This is a genomic window from Dysgonomonas sp. Marseille-P4361 (assembly GCF_900343125.1).
Taxonomy (GTDB): Bacteria; Bacteroidota; Bacteroidia; order Bacteroidales; family Dysgonomonadaceae; genus Dysgonomonas.
Genome location: NZ_OPYL01000002.1, coordinates 588,492 through 608,265 on the forward strand (window position 1 = coordinate 588,492; position 19,774 = coordinate 608,265).

14 protein-coding genes are annotated in these 19,774 nt (G+C 34.7%); 7 read left to right on the top strand and 7 right to left on the bottom strand.

The window, feature by feature from the left end:
* Window position 1: 1 nt before the first annotated feature.
* From DHU68_RS06290 to carA, 6 genes are all read right to left on the bottom strand, one after another.
* Complete coding sequence (locus DHU68_RS06290) at window positions 2-1,240, bottom strand: ABC transporter permease (protein WP_108822118.1); 1,239 nt, start codon at window positions 1,238-1,240, stop codon at window positions 2-4.
* A gap of 13 nt (window positions 1,241-1,253) precedes the next feature.
* Window positions 1,254-2,261 (bottom strand): HlyD family secretion protein, encoded by a 1,008-nt coding sequence (locus DHU68_RS06295; protein ID WP_160111088.1) that lies wholly within the window; start codon window positions 2,259-2,261, stop codon window positions 1,254-1,256.
* Window position 2,262: 1 nt separating this feature from the next.
* Window positions 2,263-3,513: an efflux RND transporter periplasmic adaptor subunit gene (locus tag DHU68_RS06300; protein ID WP_108822120.1), complete on the bottom strand. Its 1,251-nt coding sequence runs from the start codon at window positions 3,511-3,513 to the stop codon at window positions 2,263-2,265.
* A 17-nt stretch (window positions 3,514-3,530) separates the two neighbouring features.
* Entirely contained in the window at window positions 3,531-4,805 is a 1,275-nt protein-coding gene (locus DHU68_RS06305; protein WP_108822121.1) for an efflux RND transporter periplasmic adaptor subunit, read from the bottom strand.
* A gap of 232 nt (window positions 4,806-5,037) precedes the next feature.
* A complete protein-coding gene (gene carB / locus DHU68_RS06310) occupies window positions 5,038-8,256 on the bottom strand; it encodes a carbamoyl-phosphate synthase (glutamine-hydrolyzing) large subunit (RefSeq protein ID WP_108822122.1) in 3,219 nt (1,072 codons plus the stop codon).
* Window positions 8,257-8,281: 25 nt separating this feature from the next.
* Window positions 8,282-9,352, bottom strand: coding sequence for a glutamine-hydrolyzing carbamoyl-phosphate synthase small subunit (carA, locus tag DHU68_RS06315; protein ID WP_108822123.1), 1,071 nt, complete (start codon window positions 9,350-9,352; stop codon window positions 8,282-8,284).
* A gap of 410 nt (window positions 9,353-9,762) precedes the next feature.
* Here carA and DHU68_RS06320 point away from each other — a divergent pair, with 410 nt between their 5' ends.
* From DHU68_RS06320 to DHU68_RS06330, 3 genes are all read left to right on the top strand, one after another.
* Window positions 9,763-11,076, top strand: coding sequence for an aspartate kinase (locus tag DHU68_RS06320; RefSeq protein WP_108822124.1), 1,314 nt, complete (start codon window positions 9,763-9,765; stop codon window positions 11,074-11,076).
* Between the two features lie 13 nt (window positions 11,077-11,089).
* Complete coding sequence (gene lysA / locus DHU68_RS06325; protein ID WP_108822125.1) at window positions 11,090-12,247, top strand: diaminopimelate decarboxylase; 1,158 nt, start codon at window positions 11,090-11,092, stop codon at window positions 12,245-12,247.
* Between the two features lie 74 nt (window positions 12,248-12,321).
* Window positions 12,322-13,506 carry a glycosyltransferase gene (locus DHU68_RS06330; RefSeq protein ID WP_108822126.1) on the top strand — a complete coding sequence of 395 codons (1,185 nt, stop codon included), beginning with the start codon at window positions 12,322-12,324 and terminating at the stop codon, window positions 13,504-13,506.
* Here the strand turns inward: DHU68_RS06330 and DHU68_RS06335 are convergent.
* Window positions 13,489-14,205: an exosortase/archaeosortase family protein gene (locus DHU68_RS06335; protein ID WP_108822127.1), complete on the bottom strand. Its 717-nt coding sequence runs from the start codon at window positions 14,203-14,205 to the stop codon at window positions 13,489-13,491. The genes DHU68_RS06330 and DHU68_RS06335 overlap by 18 nt on opposite strands.
* A 328-nt stretch (window positions 14,206-14,533) precedes the next feature.
* Between DHU68_RS06335 and DHU68_RS14165 the strand changes: the two genes are divergently transcribed.
* The 4 genes from DHU68_RS14165 (at window position 14,534) to nth (ending at window position 19,476) form a co-directional block, all read left to right on the top strand.
* Window positions 14,534-15,832: a hypothetical protein gene (locus DHU68_RS14165; RefSeq protein ID WP_160111089.1), complete on the top strand. Its 1,299-nt coding sequence runs from the start codon at window positions 14,534-14,536 to the stop codon at window positions 15,830-15,832.
* Window positions 15,833-15,906: 74 nt separating this feature from the next.
* Window positions 15,907-16,545: an LPS export ABC transporter periplasmic protein LptC gene (lptC, locus tag DHU68_RS06345; RefSeq protein WP_255412461.1), complete on the top strand. Its 639-nt coding sequence runs from the start codon at window positions 15,907-15,909 to the stop codon at window positions 16,543-16,545.
* Between the two features lie 113 nt (window positions 16,546-16,658).
* Window positions 16,659-18,773, top strand: coding sequence for a SurA N-terminal domain-containing protein (locus DHU68_RS06350; protein ID WP_108822128.1), 2,115 nt, complete (start codon window positions 16,659-16,661; stop codon window positions 18,771-18,773).
* 64 nt (window positions 18,774-18,837) lie between these two features.
* Entirely contained in the window at window positions 18,838-19,476 is a 639-nt protein-coding gene (gene nth, locus DHU68_RS06355; protein ID WP_108822129.1) for an endonuclease III, read from the top strand.
* Window positions 19,477-19,774 lie beyond the last annotated feature (298 nt).

A 19,774-nucleotide genomic window follows, 5' to 3' on the forward strand; every position in this document is an offset into this window, starting at 1 on the left:
TTTATTCGTAACGTATTGATTCTACAGGTTTCAGATTCGCTGCATTCTTAGCCGGTAAATAGCCAAAGCTAATACCTACAATAACCGAGAAAGCAAAGGCTATAAATATAGAATATGGTCTTACATGCGTGCTTATATCTGTAAATAAGGTAACAGAAAGCGAAAGACTTACTCCGAGAAGTACGCCTATTATCCCTCCGGTAATACTTATAACAACAGCTTCTGTTACAAACTGACTCATGATATCGGATTTGCGAGCACCTATTGCTCTGCGAATACCAATTTCACGTGTTCTTTCCATAACTGTTGCCAGCATAATATTCATGATTCCTATTCCTCCCACAAGTAGTGATATGGCTGCAATAGCGCCCAAAAGGAAATTATAGATTTGTCTTTCTTTCTCCTCTTGTTTAAGCAATTCGTAAGGGATCACGATTCCATAGTCATTGTTATTGAAATGGTGTCTTTTGAGTATTTCGTCTATCAGTTTTGATGCTTCTACCAATCGTCCTGAGTTGTCGATCTGTACAGTTATTTGCTGAATCTCACTTGTCAGAACGTTCTCTCTTGTAAACCGGCTTAAGAACATTGAGAGAGGAACATAGACATCAACGTTTAGGTCTCTGGCCGCTAGTTCTCCTACAGTCTCCGTAAAAAGAGTTTTTGATGCAAGAACCCCGATTACTTCCAGCCATTGATCTTCAATTTTAACCATTTTGCCAATAGGGTCTTCATTCTTGAATAAACTTTTTGCAACACTTGCACCAAGTACACATACTTTGAGCCGTTGATCGTAGTGTTGCTTATTTATAAAATCTCCGCTTCCTAGTTTATAGTTCAGCATACTGATAAATTCGGGAGTAACTCCAATTACTGTAGATTTTACAGATTTATCGGTGTATTTTACATCAGAACTAATCTCGGCTTGAGAGGCTACTTGTTGAACTCCCGGAACAATTTCCTTGATAACTTCAGCATCTTGAATAGATAAGCCCTGAGAAAACTTGGCTCTCACTTCTTCAAGTTCGGTATCTGTTAGTTTTTTCTCGCGAACGATAATATTATTGACTCCTAAGTCCTGATATTTAGCTATAGCTTCCCTTTTTGCTCCTTCTCCAACAGAGAGCATGGCTATGACTGATGCTACTCCGAAAATGATTCCTAACATTGTTAGAAATGAACGGAATTTATGATCAGATAATCCTGAAAGGGCTAGACGAATATTTTCTCCAAACTGCATAATAATCTTTTTACTAACTTTCTAAAAATTCACAACTAACGGTCATACCAGGTTTTAATCTCTCATCTGGTTTATTAATTTTCACTTCTACGTCGAAAACTTTTTCACGAGATTTATTATCTTTTCTGCGGCATAATTTCCCTATATAAGCGATTTCTCCATCAAAAACTATTTTGGGCATTGCATCTAACCGAATAGCTACTTTTTGCCCTACTTTTATCTTTAAGAAATCATTTTCGTTGATAAAAGTATTAACCTTCATGTATTTAAGTTCCGGTACATTGGCTAGGTTATTTCCCGTATATATTTGGTCACCTACTTTTATCATGCCGCCTGTAGCCCAATTATTAGCAATTTGGAATACTCCGGAAATAGGGGTTCTTATAGTTAATTCAGGTAATATATTATATGAATTTTCTATTTCATCTTCAATTTGTCTTACTCGAATCTCTTGAATCTTAAAATCGTTAGCATCAATAATCTTATTTAATTCTAACTTCTTCTTTTCTTTTTCCAACGTGATCTTTGCTTGTTCAAACTGAAGTTCTTTAATCTTTCGAAAACGTTCAGATTCGAATCTGGAAGCTTCTAACTCTATTTTCTTTAGTTCGAATGTTGCCAGTTCATTTTTTATTTTAGAATCATATTCACTATTCTTACTTTCTTGATTAACTCGCATTTTTTCTAGCGTAGCTAACTGAGTTTCCATATCACTTTCCCTGTCAACAATGAATTTTTTTATATCTGTAGGATCTAATTGAATGATTGAATCTCCTTCGTTAACAATACTACCATGTTCTAAGATTCCGATAATTTTCATCTGATACCAACGTTGACCGTATCTGGTTAAAATAAAAGATTTCGAATTAACAGCAGCCAGTTCGCCTGTTTCTATAATTGTTTTTCCTTTTTCTTTTTCACCAGAGAGAATATCTTTAATTAAATCATTCTCGCAGGAAGAAAATAGAATCAAGACTATTAATAACGAACATATTTTGGATAATGTGTATTTATTCATCATATTATTCTTTATTTGTTTCTTCTTTGGTCGTTTCTTCTTCCTGTGCAAAAGGGTCGATTAAAGCTATTTCATCCCCTTCTTTAAGACCTTTGGTGATGATGATAAAGTCAGAGTTGCTAGTACCTGTTTCTATTTCCACTTTCTCATAGCCAGAACCTTTTTTCTTGAAAACATAATATTTATCACCTTCATTCTTTACAGCATCTAGAGGTGCGTATAAGGTGTCTTTTATTTCGTCAATAATTATTCTACAACTAACGGTAATCCCAGGTAATAAATTTTTGTTAGTTCTGTCTAAGTATATTTGTACAGGGAATACTTTTATTTTATTACTTCCTTCCTTGTTTATAGCCAAGTTGGCTACAGAATTAACCGTTCCTGTGAAAATACTATCAGAAAAAGCATCGGGTTTTATTTCTACTTTCAATCCTTTCGATATTTTGGCTATATCTACCTCATTGATGTTTACAGTTGCCTTAAGGGCTGATAAGTCAGGCAAAGAAATGATAGGCATACCAGCCCAGCATTGATCTCCTATCTGAAACTTATTTCCACTACTCCAGTTGCGACTAATGATTGCAATCCCCGGAGACTGAGTTACTACAGATAATTTTCTTAATGTTTCATGTGCCTCATTGAGTCTGGATCGATCTTGTTCAATCGAGAGGTTTTTCTGACGAACTTCTTCCTTTTGTATCTTTATTCGACTGTCTATTTGCTCCTTTGCTCTATCTAGAGAAATATCAGCTTTGTCGAGATTCAATTGTATTTCTTTTTTCTTGATTTCAGATTCATAACCAGCCGCTTCTAAATTAATCTTCGATATTTCTTGAGCAATACGGGTAACTTCATAATCAGCTTTTAGCTCTTCTAAGTCAGATTCATGCTGAGCTTTCATTTTTTCAAGTTCAGCAATGCTTATTTCTAATCTGCCTTCTGCTTCGATAATTCCTTTTCTCACATCAGATGGATCAAAATGTATTAATGTATCTCCAGCTTTCACTTCTTCTCCGTCTTTAATCATTTGGGTAATCTTTAAATTACCATACCTCCAAGAAATAACAGGTGCAGATATATTAATTGAGTTTATTGCTTCTATTTCTCCTTCTTCATATATATCAATATAGAAAACTCCTTTTACAACTTTCCCTGTTGGTACTTGCTGGGTCTCTTTCTTGGAGCAAGCGAAAGAGAAAAAGATAAATAATAAAATGAAAGCGGTTTTTTGTATTTCCTTAATATTGTTTCTCATATCAGTGCTATATGAAGTTATGAATTACTCGGTTTCTCTGTTGTTTGATTCTCTTTCTTCGGTGGTTTAGAAATAGAATCGGGTAGTAATTTTGTGTTTTTTATAGATGATGGATCTGGTTTGGTCAGACTGACAACCTCTCCTCTTAAAAGACCTTTTGTTATTATAGCTTCTTTAGGGGATGATAGACCTGTCAGAACTTGTCTTTTCTCAAATTTGTTATTCTTTTTTACATATACAACTCGGATAGAATCATCCTCAAATACAGCTATTTGTGGAATTACTATTGTATCTGTTATTTGTTTGAGCCATATTTGACAGTTGGCCGTAAATCCCGGATCGGGAATGGTAATCATACTGTCTACAGTTGCCTCTATTTCGAATAGCTTTACTTTAGAGTCCCTATTAATTGGCTGTCCTACTGGTGAACGTTGCTTAATCTTTCCCCAGGCTATATTGTCGGGTATTGCATCAAATGTATATTGTACGCTATCTCCAATATTGATAAGTTTGTAATCTTGTTCGGGAGCCATAATTTTAATTTTTACCTCTTCCATCTCAGGCATAATTATGATAGGTACATTGTTCCAAACATTATCACCAACTTTCAGTTTCGTGCCTGTCATACGGCTTTTTGCTCTTGTTGCAAGTCCTTTTTTAGGTGCTCTGATTGTTAATTGATCTAGTCGTTCTTTAATAGAATTAGCCTGCTGTTCGTTACGTTGGATCTCTATTTCCTGCTTTCTTATTTCAGACTGTTGTATAATAGCAAGAGACTTCAACTTTTTTTCGTATTTGTTTTTCTCTATAGATACTTTTTCTAATTCAAGTTCTTTTATTTTTCTTTGATTATCGGGGCTATATGTTAACTGTAGGGAGTCTAATTGTGCTATTTGGGCATCGGCTTCATTACTCTTTACTTGGGCTTCCAACATAGCATATTCGGAGCTTAGAGTAGCCTTTGTTGTATTTAGTTGAGCCCGTGAATTCTCAAGATTAACAACTAGTTGATCATATTGAGTTTGAAGCTCATTTGCCTCTATGATACAAACAATTTCTCCCTCCTCTACATAGTTTCCGTCTTCTATAATAAATTGTACAACTCCATCTACAAACCTAGGGCAAGATAAAGTAGTAGTACGTACAGGCTCTACAAATCCATCAATAATTATAGTGTTTTCGAAATTTTTACTTGAAACAGTATACGTTGCTATATTTTCATCACTCTTTGAAGAACATGATAAAAAAATAATAGAAATGAGTATATGTAGTAGTTGAGAATGTTTTATCACAGTATAAATAGCATTTTTGTATAGTATTAAGTCGATCTAAGCGCTAATTTATACGCAATATAAACATATTATATTAAAAGAGTAAATTTTAAAAGCTTTGTTTTCAATATTTTTATATAAAATGATAAAAGACCGGATTTTTCATTTTGTGTTTAACACTTATTTGTTAAGCGGAAAATAAAAGAGGGAGCTTACTAAGGCTCCCTCTTCATATAAAGTCTATAATAATAGACTACTCATATTCGTTCCAGGCTTTAATCTCAATATCTTCTATATCCATTTTGCAGAATGCTTGTATAAAAGCAGATGCAAGTCTATAGTTGGTTAATAGAGGAACATTAAAGTCTATAGAAGCTCGTCTGATTTTGTATCCGTTATCAAGTTCGTTTGTAGAAAAATTCTTCGGAATATTTACTACAAGGTCTATTTGTTTGTTTTGGATCATTTCTAATGCATTTGGCTGTTGATTATCGTTAGGCCAAAAGACTTGTGTTGCAGGAACTCCATTGTTTACTAAGAATTTTTGAGAGCCATCAGTAGCATATATCTCATACCCTTTAGCATGTAATAGTTTTGCCGCTTCGAGCAAACCTACTTTTGATTTTGTAGGACCCGTAGAAAATAGGACTGTCTTCTTAGGAATTCTACAGCCGACTGATAGCATTGACTTAAGCATTGCATCATAGAAGTTGTCTCCTATACATCCAACTTCACCAGTAGAAGCCATATCGACCCCTAATACAGGGTCTGCTTTTTGTAGTCGTGAGAATGAGAACTGTGAAGCTTTGATTCCGACATAGTCAAGGTCAAAAGCGTTTTTATTTGGTTTCTCTACATCTTTTCCAAGCATCACTTGGGTTGCAAGATCTATGAAGTTTATTTTCAAAACTTTTGAAACAAAAGGGAATGATCTAGATGCCCTAAGATTACATTCTATAACCTTTATGTCATTGTCTTTGGCTAAGAATTGCATATTGAAAGGTCCTGTAATTTCAAGTTCTTTCGCTATTTGCTTTGCTATCTTCTTAATCCTTTTGACCGTTTCTATATAAAGTCTTTGAGCGGGAAACTGTATTGTTGCATCACCGGAGTGTACTCCTGCAAATTCAACGTGTTCGGATATCGCATAAACCACAATCTCACCTTTGTTTGCTACTGCATCTATCTCGATCTCTTTTGCATTTTCGATAAATTCACTAACCACAACCGGATGTTTTTTAGAAACCTCTGCAGCTAATCCGAGGAAGTTTTCTAGTTCATCATCATTTGAGCATACGTTCATTGCAGCTCCTGATAGTACATAAGAAGGGCGAATCAGTACCGGGTAGCCAACTTCGTTAACAAAACCCTTTATATCTTCCAGAGAAGTAAGTTCTTTCCATCGTGGCTGATCTACTCCAATCCGGTCTAACATGCTCGAGAATTTGTTTCTGTCTTCAGCATTATCGATGTTTTTAGCTGATGTGCCTAAGATATTTACCTTAGCTTCATCCAGTCTAAGGGCAAGGTTGTTTGGTATTTGTCCCCCTACAGAGAGTATAACACCATGAGGATTTTCCAGCTCGATAATATCCATAACGCGTTCGTATGTTAATTCATCGAAGTATAGACGGTCGCACATATCGTAGTCTGTAGATACTGTTTCGGGATTGTAGTTGATCATTACCGATCTGTAACCCTCTTTTCTCACAGTTTGCAGAGCATTAACCGAACACCAGTCAAACTCGACTGAAGATCCGATCCTGTATGCTCCTGATCCTAATACAATAACAGAGCGTTTATCTCCAAGGTATTTAACATCGTTTTCATCTCCATTATATGTTATGTACAGATAGTTTGTCTGTGCAGGATATTCTGCTGCTAAGGTATCTATCTGTTTCACGCAAGGGACTATGCCATTTGCTTTACGAATCTGTCGAACGTCGTAGGATAGCTGTTCTGCCAGAGACGAGTCTTTACTGACAATTTTGGCTATCTGGAAGTCTGAAAACCCCATTTGTTTTGCTGTACGTATCAGGTCAAGAGGAAGTTCCTGAACTATATTGTATTGCTCTAGTTCTTTCGAACATTTAAATATGTATTGAAGTTTCTGTAAGAACCAGAGATCTATCTTTGTTAAAGTGTGTATTTGCTCTATTGTATATCCTCTTTTGAAAGCTTCTTCGATGCAGAAGATACGTTTATCGGTAGGATTACTTAATGCTTTATCCAGATCATCTACTTCAACCGGCTTGTTTGCAACGAAACCATGCATGCCGATGTTGATCATTCGGAGTCCTTTTTGAATCGCCTCTTCGAAAGTACGTCCGATAGCCATAATCTCTCCGACAGACTTCATGCTTGATCCGATTTCTTTCGAAACTCCGTGGAATTTACCTAAGTCCCAACGAGGAATTTTTACCACTATATAGTCTAAGGCTGGCTCGAAGAAAGCACATGTGGACTTTGTTACAGAGTTCTTCAATTCGAATAAACCATATCCAAGTCCTAATTTAGCTGCAACAAAGGCCAGGGGGTAACCCGTTGCTTTAGATGCCAGTGCAGAAGAACGGCTCAAACGAGCATTCACTTCAATCACTCTGTAATCTTCCGATTCAGGGTCGAATGCGTACTGAACATTACATTCTCCAACAATACCTATGTGTTTTACTATTCGTATTGCCAGTTCACGTAACTTGTGGAACTCGGAGTTTGTTAATGTTTGAGACGGTGCAACAACGATACTTTCCCCTGTATGAATTCCGAGCGGGTCGAAGTTTTCCATATTACATACAGTAATACAGTTGTCGTATTTGTCTCTTACAACTTCGTACTCTATTTCTTTCCACCCTTTAAGAGATTTTTCTACTAATAACTGAGAAGAGTAGGAGAGTGCCTTCTCTGCAAGAACTCTTAGCTCTTGTTCGTTGTCACAGAAACCGGAGCCTAATCCTCCAAGTGCGTAAGCTGCTCGTATAATGATCGGGTAGCCTAATTCGTTTGCAGCTTTTACTGCATCCTCAATTGAGCCTACAGCATGACTTTTTATTGTCTTTACATCTATCTGGTCAAGTTTCTTTACAAATAACTCACGGTCTTCGGTATCCATAATAGCTTGTACCGGAGTTCCAAGTACACGTACATTGTATTTTTCAAGAATTCCCGTTTCGTATAGTTGTACACCACAGTTTAGCGCGGTTTGTCCTCCAAAGGCAAGGAGTATACCTTGTGGCTTTTCTTTTTGAATTACTTTTTCGACAAAGTAAGGAGTAATCGGTAAGAAATATATTTTATCAGCACTTCCTTCAGAAGTTTGTATGGTAGCAATATTAGGGTTGATCAGAACTGTTTCAATGCCCTCTTCTTTAAGGGCTTTAAGGGCTTGAGATCCAGAGTAGTCAAATTCTCCGGCTTCTCCGATTTTTAATGCTCCCGAACCGAGCACCAATACTTTTTTAATATCTATATCCATTTAGTTGATACTTTATATAGTTGGATTATAATTTTTCAATAAACATGTCGAATAAGAAGGAGGTGTCAGTAGGTCCACTTGCAGCTTCCGGGTGGAACTGAGCCGAAAAGAATGGCTTTGATTTATGTTTAATCCCTTCATTTGTTCCATCATTCAGATTTATAAATAACGGTTCCCAATCCTGATTTAGGGTCTCGTTATCTACAGCATAACCATGATTTTGAGAGGTGATAAAACATTTTGTACCATTCGCTATTATTACAGGCTGATTGTGGCTTCTATGCCCATACTTTAGCTTATATGTGCTTGCTCCTCCTGCTTTAGCCAGTAATTGATTCCCCATACAGATACCGCATATAGGCTTGTTGCTCTCCATTGCCTTTCTTATATTCTTTACAGTTTCTTCACAATAGTCTGGGTTTCCAGGCCCGTTAGAGATAAACAAACCATCCCATTCCAGCTGGTTGAAATCATAATCCCAAGGCACTCGGATTAGCTTTACATTTCTGTTTAGTAGGCAGCGTATGATATTATGCTTTACACCGCAGTCTACTAATACAACTGTTTTTTTTCCATCCCCGTATTCAATAACCTCCTTACAGCTGGCTATTCCTACCTGATTTTCTGAGTTTGGATCATAAAAATCAATTTCGTCTTCTTTTTCGAAAATAATTTTGCCTTTCATCGATCCTTTTTCCCTGAGGATTTTTGTAAGTTCTCTTGTATCGATACCATAAATGCCAGGGACATTATGTTCTTTAAGCCAATCTCCTAGGCTTTTTTTAGCATTCCAATGTGAATATTCGTGAGAATAATCAGAAATAATCAGCCCATTAACCTGAATTTTCTCTGATTCGAAGAAGTCTGAAATTCCGTTAGTGAAAGTTTCGTCAGGTACTCCATAGTTACCAACAAGAGGAAACGTTACTACAAGAATTTGTCCCAAGTAAGAAGGGTCGGTAAGGCTTTCCGGATAGCCTACCATAGCAGTATTGAATACAACCTCTCCGGCATTCGCTTTTTCAGCTCCAAAGGATTTACCTGTAAGCTCTGTGCCGTCATCTAGAATAAGTTTTACTGGTTTGTCTAAATACATTTTTATAAGAGTATAAATTGTGATTAATCGCTATTTAGAGACAAAAAAAAAGGAACGAGATATTAATGATATCGTTCCTTTTATTTTTATTTTGGCTAAATGTTGATCTATTTTCTTTTTCTTCATCTTCAAATACACAAATTTGTTTGTGAATATCTGAAGCACAAAAGTAGTAATAAAAATCTAATATTTTAGTTAAAGTGATTTTTTTATTGTTGTTTTAAGAAAAAAAACTATTGTAATATTTTATATAAAAAATGGTTGTTATGTTTATCTAATCTATAAATTGTTGTTTGCTAGTTTTTTATAATAAGTATTTGAATAAAAAATAAATATCTATTTTATAATGAAACAAATGCTCAGTTTTTTTTATAATTTTGCGAGTTAGTTGAATTATAAAAATCTCAGGCATGAAAGTTTTAAAATTTGGTAGTGCATCTATAGCTTCAGCAGCAAAGGTTCGTAAGGTTGCTGATATAATAATGAGGAAAAAAGGAAATTTAATTGTTCTTTCTTCTATGCGCGGTACGGCTGAGGCCCTAACTGAAATTTCTGATTATTTGTATAAGAAAAATCACGAGGGGGCTATCGAAATCATTAATGCCTTAGAGAAGAGCTATGTTGAGTTGGTTAAAGAACTTTACGAGCAAGATGAAACTATTGCAAAGGCTAATCAATTTGTTGGAGAGAAATTCGACTATATTCGCACCTTTACGAAAGATTTATTCACTTTGTTTGAAGAGCGCGTTGTTTTGGCTCAAGGTGAGTTGTTGAGTTCAGAGTTGATATACTTGTATTTGAAAGAAAAAGGAGCTAATACTGCTTTGATACCAGCTTTAGATTTTATTAGAACAGATAAAAATTCAGTACCAGATTCTGTTTATATCAAAGAACAGTTGACAGCTATGTTGGGGGCAGAGAAAGATTCAGATTTCTATATTACACAAGGGTATATTTGTAGAAATGCCTATGGCGAGATTGATGATTTGCGCAAAGGGGGAAGCGATCTTACTGCTTCACTTGTAGGTGTTGCTGTCGAGGCTACCGAAGTGCAAATATGGGCAGATGTGGATGTGATGCAAAATAATGATCCTCGTTATGTTAAAGGTACAATACCAATACAGCATCTAAACTTTGATGAGGCTGCAGAGCTTGCCTATTTTGGGATGAAGATTTTACATCCATCAAGTATTCTTCCTGCAAAATTGGCGAATATACCTGTTTGCTTAAAGAATACAGAGTATCCGGACAGGCAGGGTACTTTAATCTCTAATGACACAGATAGCAAGGAAATAAAGGCTGTTGCGGCTAAAGATAATATTACAGTAGTTAAGGTGAAGTCTAGTAAAATGTTGCTTGCTCACGGCTTTTTGCGTAAGATTACAGAAGTATTTGAGAGTTATCAGACATCTATAGATATGCTTGTGACATCCGAGATTGGAGTCTCTCTTACAATAGATGATGATAAAAATCTTCAATTAATTGTTGATGACTTGAAAAAATACGGAACAGTATCTGTTGATAATGATATGGTGCTTGTTTCTGTAATTGGAGACTTGAATACTAAAGATATTCGTTTTGCAGCAAGAATACTGGATGCCGTTAGCGGTATTCCGGTAAGGATGATATCTTATGGGGGAAGTGAATATAACTTCTCTTTCCTGATAGCTAAAAAAGACAAAGAGAATACTCTTCAGATATTAAATGATAAATTGTTTAATTAATATATAAATTCGGATGACTAAAGGGAACTTTCCTATTGAAAAATTGAAAGGAATCGAGACACCTTTCTATTACTACAATATGGATCTACTGAGGAAGACTTTAAAAACAGTCAAAGGAGAAACGAAAAAATATGGATTCCATGAGCATTATGCAGTTAAAGCAAATGCTAATCGCAGAATACTCGAAATTGTAGCGTCAGAAGGTTTCGGTGTAGACTGTGTAAGTGGTAATGAAATAAAGGCTGCTGTTAATGCCGGTTTTCCTGCATCTAAAATTGTTTTTGCAGGAGTTGGTAAGACTGATAAAGAAATAAATCTGGCATTAGATCTTAATATCTTCTGTTTCAATGTAGAGTCATTACCCGAATTGGAAGTCATAAATGAGTTGGCAAATAAAAAGGGGAAAATAGCTCAGGTTGCACTTCGTATTAATCCTAATATAGATGCTCATACACATGAGTATATTACAACAGGGCTTAACGAAAATAAATTTGGCTTTAGTATTTCGGCTCTTCAAGATGTTTTGGAAAGATTAAAAACTTTAAAGGGTATTAAGCTATCCGGAATTCATTTTCATGTGGGGTCTCAAATAGAAGATCTTTCAGTGTTTTCACAATTATGTGATAAGGTGAATGAATTGCAAGACTATTTTGAAGCTCAGGATATTAAACTAGAGCATATAAATGTAGGAGGGGGATTAGGTATCGATTATAATAATCCTGAAGACAATTTAATTCCCGATTTTGAGAAATATTTTGCTCTTTTTCATAGTTCACTTAAACTAAGAGAGGGGCAGGTTGTTCATTTCGAGTTAGGCAGAGCCATGGTTGCACAAAGTGGAGCATTGATAACACGTACCACTTATGTGAAAGAGGGGGAAGAAAAGACGTTTGTTATTGTAGATGGAGGAATGACAGATCTTATCCGTCCAGCGCTTTATCAAGCCTATCATAAAATAGAAAATATATCTTCGGATTTACCTCTCAAAAAATATGATATTGTTGGTCCTATCTGTGAGTCTTCAGATGTTTTTGCTAAAGATTACGAACTGAATGAAACTAAGAGGGGAGACATCCTTGTTATATATTCAGCAGGAGCATATGGTGAAATTATGGCTTCACAATATAACTGCAGAGAACTTCCGAAGGCATATTATTCAGATAAAATATAATATACATTAGTAATTATATAGTTAAGAGTCGTATTGAACTATATGGCTCTTATTTTTTATAAAGATTTTATACAATGTTTGAACAATTATTATCATATTTTACATTTTCCTATATTGAGATATTTGCTATTTCTCTACTGTTCCTTTTTTTTATAATACAGTTGTTTTATTATTTCAATTATTATAGAAAACCGTATGCTTATGCTAGAAAAAAAGAAAAGAGAGGAGATAAAGTAGATCTAGATAATTCATGGAAACCTAAAGTTTCGGTGATTATTGCATCTGAGAATGAGGGATCTGAATTAGCAAAGAATCTTCCTTTCATCTTAGATCAGGAATATGAAGATTTTGAAGTAATTGTTGTAAATAATGGATCGACAGACGAAACAGATGATGTCTTGAATCATTTTAAGCTGCATCATCCTAATTTATATTATACATTCTTACCTTCTTCTACAGATGACGAAAGTTTTAATCGGAGAAAACTAGCTCTTACTGTAGGTATAAAGGCTGCAAAAGGAGATGTGTTGTTGTTTACTGAGCCTTATTCAAAGCCTGTATCAAAGAGATGGATATCTTCTATTGTGAAAGAAATGTCAGAGAAGTATGCGATCGTTCTGGGATATTCTTTTTACAGCAAACAAAAGAAATTATTTAATTATTTTGCCCGCTTTGATAATCACTTCTTTAGTATGAGATATCTGTCGATGGCCATAAAGAGAAAGGCCTTTACTGGTACTTATAGGAACTTGGCATTTAAGAGAGAACTGTTTTTTGATAATAAAGGGTTTGCAGCATGTCTGAATATTGAGAGCGGAGAAGAGGTGTTTATTAACAAGATAATGACAAGGGAAAATACAGCTGTTGCTATTTCGCAGGATAGTTTTGTTGAAACCACATTGGTGAGTTTCTCTTTGTGGAAACAAATAAAGAAATCATATTCACTGGCAAAAAAATATTTTAAAGGGGGAGCAGTTGCACTATTTGCTTTTGAAAAGGTAACAAGGTATATTTTCTACATTGCATTAATCGCAATATTAGCTTATAGCATACTCTATAGTAAATGGGGGCTGCTAAGCATTTCTTTATTAATTTTCTTCGTTCGTTTTATTACTCAGCTTATTGTTTTTAATAAATCTGCGAAATACTTTCATTCAGGCAATTACTATTGGGGTTTTATCCCAATGGATTTCTACCTACCGATTTATAATTGGAGATTTATAACAAAGAATAAAGGAAACCTACGCGGTAGGAGATGATGAAGACTCTGAACTTGTATTTGGAAGAAATTTGTTAAAAGGTCTTCTTATCTTCTCTTCCCATATTAGCCACAAAATAAATATAACACCGTCGTAATAGATATATGTGAATACATCGCGATGGAATAAGTTGTACCAATCTCTGTAAAATTGATAATATACTTCTCGCGTGTTGTACCAAGTATGACCATTGTACCACTCATTTACAGTAATAAACCATTCAGGGAAGGGTTCTCTGATGATGAAGAATATAGTGGAAAGTCGTAAGATATTAATGAATACAAGTATGAGCATACATAATGGGATGTACCATAGTTTTTTCTTCCATGGACCAAAGTAAAAAATAAGAATGAAAGTGAATAGGAATAGTTGTTTCATCCCTGTACAGCCCCATACTATTTCGATAGGTAAAGACCCAGAGAAATATAGAAAAGTGTCATTGATTATAAAGTCATCTTGCCCGAGTATATCGTGCATAAACCAATATATAGATTGAGCTGTCCATAAGTTTAAGCCTTCAGTATATGCTGTCAGGTCTTGTCCTAAAACTAAAAGTATTCTTTCATCTTCTCCTACATGTACGCAGATCTTCCATATAAGTTCAAAGATTAGAAAGAGACAAAGAAACCATGCTATATATTTAAATGGTTTAAGCTTATCTATGTATTTATGAATGTAGTTTTTATACTTTGTTTCCATTCTGCCTATAATCGAGTGCAAAGGTACTAAAATAAGAATAATAACTATTTTTAAGGGGAAAAAAGATGACATTTTATTCAAATAGTCGCTTAACTGAGTTTTTTTAATTTACTTTGCACAAATTTCTATTGTTAATGAATAGTCGTGATTAATAGATTCTTTCAGTCTTTTGAGATTTATGTAATGTTGAGATAATAAAACTTTCATTTTTGTGTTTATAAGTTGAAAGTATATCGCTCTTGATAGGATAGCAGAAATTCCTTATTAACAAGTATTCGTCTCAAGTGAGATTTCTAAGAATCGAGATAGATAAAACTGAATTAAATATATGTTGAAAAGCAAGAAACTCCTTTTAATAGCCATTATGACATGTGTCGTAGGTATAATCAGTGCTCAAACAGATTCACCTTATAGTAGATATGGTTATGGTGTGTTGAAAGACCAAGCTGTAGGACCTTCTAAAGGTATGGGGGGAATAGGTTATGGACTTAGAACAAGTCGTAGTGCTAATCCTATGAATCCGGCTTCATATTCGAAAGTAGACTCAATGACTTTCCTTTTTGATATAGGTGTCACCTATCGAAGTGGAAAGATGAGTGATGGTGTTAATTCTGCAACTAAACCGGGAGGTGGACTTGATTATATAACAATGTTAGTTCCTTTGTCTAAGAAACTTGGTTTAAGTCTTGGTATATTACCTTTCTCATCTGTAGGTTACAAGTTTGGTAATACTGAAACAGAAGGGTCTTTATCATCAACAAAAGCTTTCTCTGGCTCAGGTGGGTTGAGTCAAATATATGGAGGTTTAGGATATGAAACTCCTTTGAAAGGGTTGTCTGTTGGTGCAAATGCTTCATATCTATTCGGAACAATTGACCATACTCTTCAAATAGCAGGTATTACAGGTTCGGCAAATACATCTATTGATTTGACAGAACTTCATCTTAAAGCTTTGAAATTAGACTTTGGTTTACAGTATGAAATACCTTTGTCTAAGAATAATTATTTGACATTAGGTGCAACTTATTCTCCAAAAATTAATTCTAAAGCCGATTATGATAATAAACACCATGTGTTAAATTCTTCAGGATCAGCGATAAAAAGTGATACTATAGCTCATAGCGGAGTGAATGCAGGCTTGCCTGAATCGTATGGTTTCGGATTTACTTATAATCATGATGATCGTGTAATCTGGGGTGCTGATGTTACATATCAAAAGTGGACAGATGTAAAATACACATCCCTGATGGGTGATCAGCTTGGAGATAAAGATCGTTTCAATGATAGATGGCGTTTTAATGCTGGTATTGAATATATGGTTAATCAATACGAACGAAGTATCTTCAAAAGAATGAAATATAGAGGTGGTGTTAATTATGGTAATTCTTATTTGAATGCTATAGATCAGAATAAAAAAATAGATGGTTTTAACGAATATGGTGCTACTTTTGGTTTAGGTATACCATTTAGAAATAGTTATGATTATAGAACATCATATATTAATATCAATTTCGAATACAAAAAATTGAAACCTAAAACAGGTACAATGATTAGTGAAGAGTATTATGGAGTTTCTTTGAATCTTAATTTTAGTGAACTTTGGTTCTTCCGTCGAAAAGTACAATAATGACATATAAAATAAAAAATAAGCCTCAATTTTAATTGAGGCTCTTTTTTTTATACATTTGAAAAAAAAAAGAAATGTTGAGGCGAAAAGGATTATTCTTCATTATGGTATTGCTCTTTTCAATTCCATTTGTTTTAGCATCTTGTAAAGACAATTCAAAGTCCGTTGTCGATTATGAATACGACAAAGAGACTATGCCTATTATAAATACTGATAGTGTATCTACATTGATATCAGACTCAGGAATTATAAAATATAAGGTTTTGGCTAAAACATGGGAAATGTATGATCGGGCAAAAGATGATTATTGGTATTTCCCTGATGGGATATATTTAGAGCAGTTTGATACACTTTTTAATATAGTTGTTTCGGTAAAAGCAGATACTGCATGGAACTTCTCTGATAAAAAATTATGGAAGTTGACAGGAAATGTATTTATCGAAAATCATCAAACAAAAGATACATATTCAAGTCCTGAGTTTTATTGGGATCAGCAGAAGCGAATGGTTTATTCCGATTCGGTTGTAACTATTAATTCTCCCGAAGGAGGTCTGATAAATGCCTCTAAGTTCTCCTCAGACGAACGGCTTACAAATATAGTATTTGTGTCTTTGGGTGAATTGTCTTCTAGAGGAAAGGGATTGATCTACGTAAATGAAGATGAAGAAGGCACTATAGAGGAAAAGGATAGTGTAAGCACAATAAGAAAATAAAGAATAGTCTTCTAATTATGAATGAAATTCAATCTCAATTTATTATCTTCGCGAGCTGAAAGTTGCATTTTTTAAGAATTAAAATAAACAATATAAAAATAATTAATTACTAAATGGCTGCATTACAGAAAATTAGGAATCAATCTACGCTGTTAGTGGTTATAATTGCATTGGGCTTATTTGCATTTATATTCCCTTGGGGCGAGGTTTCAACCTTTGTTAATAAGTTAAGAGACAAAGCGTTCGTTGTAGATGGAGAAGTGGTAACAACCAAAAGCTACTCAGACAGAATTTCTGAATTTGAGAATTTTCAGAAGATGATGACTGGGCAAAGCTCTTTGGATGAAGCAACAACTTCACAAATAAGAGAAAGTGTTTATCAGCAAATGGTTAAAGAAATGCTTCTTGATGAAGAGGCAGAAAAATTAGGACTAGCTGTTACTTCCGAAGAGCTAAACGATATGGTTTATGGTCCGGTAGTAGCTCCTATACTATATCAAATTCCATTTTTTGCTAATCCTCAAACAGGACAGTTTGATAAGACGTATTTAATGCAATTCTTGTCAGAAATCAACCAAGATCCAAATTCTTATCCTGAAAATCAAAGGGGAGAGATTATGGCGAGACGTCAAGTTTGGGCTTTTATCCAAAATATGATGAAATATCAACGTTTAGAAGAGAAATACGCTTCACTTGTAGCAGGAACATTTGTTCCTTCTCAAACAGAAGCTAAAGCTACTTTCGAAGACGGAAAGAAAGTTGCAGATATAGCATATGTTTCTCAAAAATATTCATCTATTGCTGATTCAACAATTCAGGTATCAGATAAAGAAATTAAAGATTTGTACGATCAGCGCAAAAATAATTTCAAACTTGACACAGATCTTCGTAAAATATCATATTTTATAAAAGAAGTTGTTCCAAGTGATGAAGATTATGCTGTTGTTGAAAAAGAAATCAACGATGTTTACGAAAAACTGAAAACAACAGAAAATGCAGCAGGTCTTGTAAATGAATATTCAGCAAGCCAATATGTGGATGTAAGCTATAGGGTTTCATCACTTCCTCTTGACATGAGAGCATTTGTTGAATCATCTAGCGTTGGTGCAGTTCAAGCTCCAGTTAGAGAAGATCAATCATTCTTAACCTACAAAGTTTTAGACAAAATAAATATAGCAGACTCTGTTCAATTGCAAATGATTCCACTTCCTCAGGGAATGGATGAGAAGAGTGCAGCATTTATGACGGATAGTTTACTTTCAGTAATCAAAGGAGGAAAAGAGTTCGGAGCTATAGCTGATGAGCTTTATCCTGGATCAAATGGAGGTTCTCTTGGATGGGTTAATGAGATATCATTAGTTCGTGCTGGAATGTCTGCAAAAGAAATTTTTGGTGCAACTAAAGGGGAAATTCTTAATTTGACTGTGAATGGCGCAAGGCAATTGATTAAAATAGCAGATAAGACTGCTCCGGTAGCTAAAGTGAAATTAGCAATTGTTGAAATGCCGGTTATCATTAGCGATAAAACTCAAAACAGTATAGATAATGAGCTGAATCAATTTGTTGCAGAAAACGGAAATCTGGAAAACTTTGATAAAGCAGCACTAGATAAAGGTTATCCAGTTATGACTAATGTAACAGTTCATCCCTCAGAGTTTTCTTTAGGACAGGCTGTAGGAACAAGAACAGTTATACATTGGGCATTTAATGGAAAAGAAGGCGAAGTTAAGAAGTTTGACTTATCTGATAAGAGAGTTGTTGCTGTAATCAGAAAAGAGATTAAAGGAGATTACATTCCAGTGTCAGAGGTGTCATCATCTTTGAAGGCTGAAATTTTAGCAAACAAAAAAGCTGAGAAAATAATTACAGATCTAAAGGCTAAGAATCTAACATCTCTAGATGCATATGCTCAAAATCTTGATGTGAAAATTGATACAGCAAACTTTGTTACTTTCCAAACTAACAATATTACTGGAGTAGGATATGAGCCTGTTATGAATGTGTATTCTAAAGCAGGAGAATTAAATAAAGTAAGTTCTCCTTTGAAAGGTAGAACTGGGGTATATGTTGTGGAAGTGAAGAGTCGTACAGAGGAAGCTAAAGAGTTCGATTTTGCAACATCTAAACAAGCCATCAGACAAAATAATATGTATCAACTAATGTCTCAATCTTTGTCTGTTTTAAGAGACAAAGTTGGCGTAGAAGATAATAGAGTTAAATTCTGGTAAGAAATAATTTATTATATTTGAAGTCCCTCACATTATTTGTGAGGGACTTTATTTTTATATAGATATGACTAAGAAGGAACGTTACAAAAAAGTTATAGAGTGGTTTGAGGCTTCGATGCCTGTTGCCGAGACAGAGCTAGATTATGATTCTCCATTCCATTTGCTTATTGCTGTTATATTATCAGCGCAATGTACAGATAAAAGAGTAAACATGGTTACGCCGGCCTTATTTGAGGCTTATCCGACCCCTGAGGTATTGGCAGTGTCTAGCCCTGATGTTGTATTTGAGTATATAAAGAGTATTTCTTATCCTAACAATAAAGCAAAGAATCTAGTAGGTATGGCCAAGAAGTTAGTTAATGATTTTGAAGGTAAGGTGCCAGATACATTAGAAGACTTGGAATCTCTACCCGGCGTAGGGCGAAAAACTGCTAATGTTATGCTTATAGTTGCATTTGATAAACCGGCTATGCCTGTCGATACACATGTTTTTAGGGTGTCAAATAGATTGGGATTAACTAATAATTCAAAAACTCCGGAACAAACAGAGAAAGAATTGATGAAAAATATCCCTCAAAAATATTTATCACGAGCTCATCATTGGCTAATTTTACACGGAAGATATATTTGTCAAGCTCGCAAACCGAAATGTGAAGAGTGTGGATTGATCCAGTATTGTAAATATGTGTCAAAAAAACAGTGATTTTATTTATCCTTGTAATCAGCTGCTTTTGAAATGATTATCAAATACAATGAATATAAATGTAAATTATTTTCAAAAAAGTATTGTAAAATATTTGGATTGTAAAGAAATGTTTTCTACTTTTGCACCCGCTTTGGCACTGAAACGGCGACGTTTTTAGGGGTTGAGGCGAAAAAAGAAAGCGATCTTTAAAGGAACTGAAATAACAACATCAAGAGTGTAGTACAAGTATACATATTATATATGTATGGGAAAAAATACTACCGTCAATTTACTTTGATAAATTGAGGACAGGATC

Bases quoted from the DNA above. Each gene is read 5' to 3' on its own strand.
- nth (WP_108822129.1), top strand. From the start codon at position 18,838: ATGACTAAGAAGGAACGTTACAAAAAAGTTATAGAGTGGTTTGAGGCT.
- carB (WP_108822122.1), bottom strand. From the start codon at position 8,256: ATGGATATAGATATTAAAAAAGTATTGGTGCTCGGTTCGGGAGCATTA.
- carA (WP_108822123.1), bottom strand. From the start codon at position 9,352: ATGTATTTAGACAAACCAGTAAAACTTATTCTAGATGACGGCACAGAG.
- DHU68_RS06295 (WP_160111088.1), bottom strand. From the start codon at position 2,261: ATGATGAATAAATACACATTATCCAAAATATGTTCGTTATTAATAGTC.
- DHU68_RS14165 (WP_160111089.1), top strand. From the start codon at position 14,534: ATGTTGAAAAGCAAGAAACTCCTTTTAATAGCCATTATGACATGTGTC.
- DHU68_RS06335 (WP_108822127.1), bottom strand. From the start codon at position 14,205: ATGGAAACAAAGTATAAAAACTACATTCATAAATACATAGATAAGCTT.
- DHU68_RS06300 (WP_108822120.1), bottom strand. From the start codon at position 3,513: ATGAGAAACAATATTAAGGAAATACAAAAAACCGCTTTCATTTTATTA.
- DHU68_RS06320 (WP_108822124.1), top strand. From the start codon at position 9,763: ATGAAAGTTTTAAAATTTGGTAGTGCATCTATAGCTTCAGCAGCAAAG.
- lptC (WP_255412461.1), top strand. From the start codon at position 15,907: ATGTTGAGGCGAAAAGGATTATTCTTCATTATGGTATTGCTCTTTTCA.
- DHU68_RS06290 (WP_108822118.1), bottom strand. From the start codon at position 1,240: ATGCAGTTTGGAGAAAATATTCGTCTAGCCCTTTCAGGATTATCTGAT.
- lysA (WP_108822125.1), top strand. From the start codon at position 11,090: ATGACTAAAGGGAACTTTCCTATTGAAAAATTGAAAGGAATCGAGACA.
- DHU68_RS06350 (WP_108822128.1), top strand. From the start codon at position 16,659: ATGGCTGCATTACAGAAAATTAGGAATCAATCTACGCTGTTAGTGGTT.
- DHU68_RS06330 (WP_108822126.1), top strand. From the start codon at position 12,322: ATGTTTGAACAATTATTATCATATTTTACATTTTCCTATATTGAGATA.